The organism is Wolbachia endosymbiont of Cylisticus convexus (assembly GCF_003344345.1).
The window spans coordinates 1-1,768 of record NZ_QPIP01000170.1 but is presented as its reverse complement, the minus strand read 5'-3'; the positions used below and the strand labels follow the sequence as shown (position 1 = coordinate 1,768).

Below are 1,768 nucleotides of genomic sequence, written 5' to 3'. Positions count from 1 at the left end.
AAGAGGAGAATGTTCGTAATCCTTGCTCATGCGTCTAAAATTGGAAAGCCAGGCAAAGGTTCGTTCTACAATCCAACGTTTAGGAATAACTTGAAATCCTGTATCAACCAATTTCTTGGTAATCGTTAGCAAACATCCAGTTTCCAACAAACATCGATTTTGTAATTTACCTTTGTATCCTTGGTCAGCAAAAAACCTACGTAATGTTGGAGCTTTGCATTTAGCTTGAACAAAAAGATACCATCACGGTCCTGAATGCTTGCGCTGTGTACTTCTACAGTAATTACAAGACCTAGTGTATCTACAATAATATGGCGTTTTCTACCCTTTATTTTTTTACCGGCATCATATCCTCTTGATCCCCTTTTTGAGTCGTTTTCACTGATTGACTGTCAATTATACCTACTGAAGGTGTCTCATTTTTACCAACCATTTTTCTTACCTCTTTTACTAGCATGTCATGTATTTTTTTCAATTTTCCATTATTACGCCGCCTGAGAAAATAGTCATACACCGTTTTCCATGGAGGAAAATCTTTTGGTAGCATTCTCCACTGGCAACCACCCCTCATTATATACCTTATTGCATTAATAATTGTTCTGGTGTTATGTTTTCTTGGTCGTCCTATCGCTCCTTGTGCAACATAGGGCTCTAAAATTTCCCATTCCTTGTCACTTATATCACTTGGATACAACTTACCCTCCTATTTTTTGCTTACCTCATCATACTCTTTTCTTCATTCCCTTTCAAGACAGGTTCTTATTTGATATGCATGCATCTTGATCATTTAAACCTTTGCTCTTATATTTGCCAAGCATACTTTTCATTTTAGAGCCTTACTATTACCCACAAATATAAATGGACTTATAAATAAAGTATTAGAATATTAAAGTTTGCAAATATTGAGGGTATAAAAATGGCAAGTGAATGGGCTAAAAATGAATTTGGAGATGCGACACTTGGAGATAAAAGACTAACTGACCGATTGGCGAATATTGCTGATAGTTTAATAAATTTACCTGAAAGCTCAATTAATCAGGCATGTGGAAGTTGGTCAGAAGCAAAATGGGCATATCGTTTTTTTCAAAATGAGAACGTGAAAGAAAGCGATATTCTAGCTTCACATACTACAAAAACTGTTGAAAGAATAAAAGCTCATAAAAAGATTCTTGTAATTCAAGATACAAGTTGTATTTCATACACGGGCCATAAAAAAACAAGTGGGTTGGGAATTATCTCAAGAAAACGTAGTAAGGGTGTTATGCTGCATACAGCTTTTGCTGTTAGTACAGAAGGCTTGGCATTAGGAATACTAGATCAAAAAATTTACTCGAGACCACCTGTTTCTGAAGAAGCCAAAGAGCTAAAAGAGAGGAATCGTAAAAGAGCACATATTGAAGATAAAGAAAGTATAAAGTGGCTAGAAAGCCTAAAGAAAACAGATAGCATTATAGACTCAACTAAAACTGAAGCTATAACTGTATGTGATAGAGAGGCAGATATTTATGAATTTTTTGAACTTGCACGTAATCTTAACTCAGCAGTTTTAGTAAGAGCTTCCAAAGATCGAGATATAAATAGAAAATCCAGATTTTCCAACGATAAACAAAAATTATGGAAATTTGTTGAAGACTTCTCTAGCATTGGTACAATAGAAATTGAAATCCCTGCAAGAGATAATAAGCCAAAAAGAACAGCATGTTTAGAGGTTAAGTTTGGGAAGTTTATGATGGATCCGCCTAAAAGGCACATAAGGTATAAAGAGTTA

At 35.0% G+C, this 1,768-nt stretch carries 3 protein-coding genes and 1 pseudogene; 1 reads left to right on the top strand and 3 read right to left on the bottom strand.

Features of this window, described 5'->3' with window-relative positions:
• The 3 genes and pseudogenes from Wcon_RS13160 to Wcon_RS09815 all read right to left on the bottom strand — a co-directional run.
• A pseudogene (locus Wcon_RS13160) lies at positions 1-195 on the bottom strand (transposase); the annotation flags it as partial.
• Complete coding sequence (locus tag Wcon_RS13155; RefSeq protein WP_410543477.1) at positions 126-308, bottom strand: hypothetical protein; 183 nt, start codon at positions 306-308, stop codon at positions 126-128. The pseudogene Wcon_RS13160 and the gene Wcon_RS13155, both read right to left, overlap by 70 nt.
• A gap of 20 nt (positions 309-328) precedes the next feature.
• Positions 329-694 (bottom strand): transposase, encoded by a 366-nt coding sequence (locus Wcon_RS09815; protein ID WP_114517957.1) that lies wholly within the window; start codon positions 692-694, stop codon positions 329-331.
• Between the two features lie 222 nt (positions 695-916).
• Here Wcon_RS09815 and Wcon_RS09810 point away from each other — a divergent pair.
• On the top strand, positions 917-1,768 hold an 852-nt coding region (locus Wcon_RS09810; RefSeq protein WP_114517906.1), incomplete at its 3' end, for an IS4 family transposase.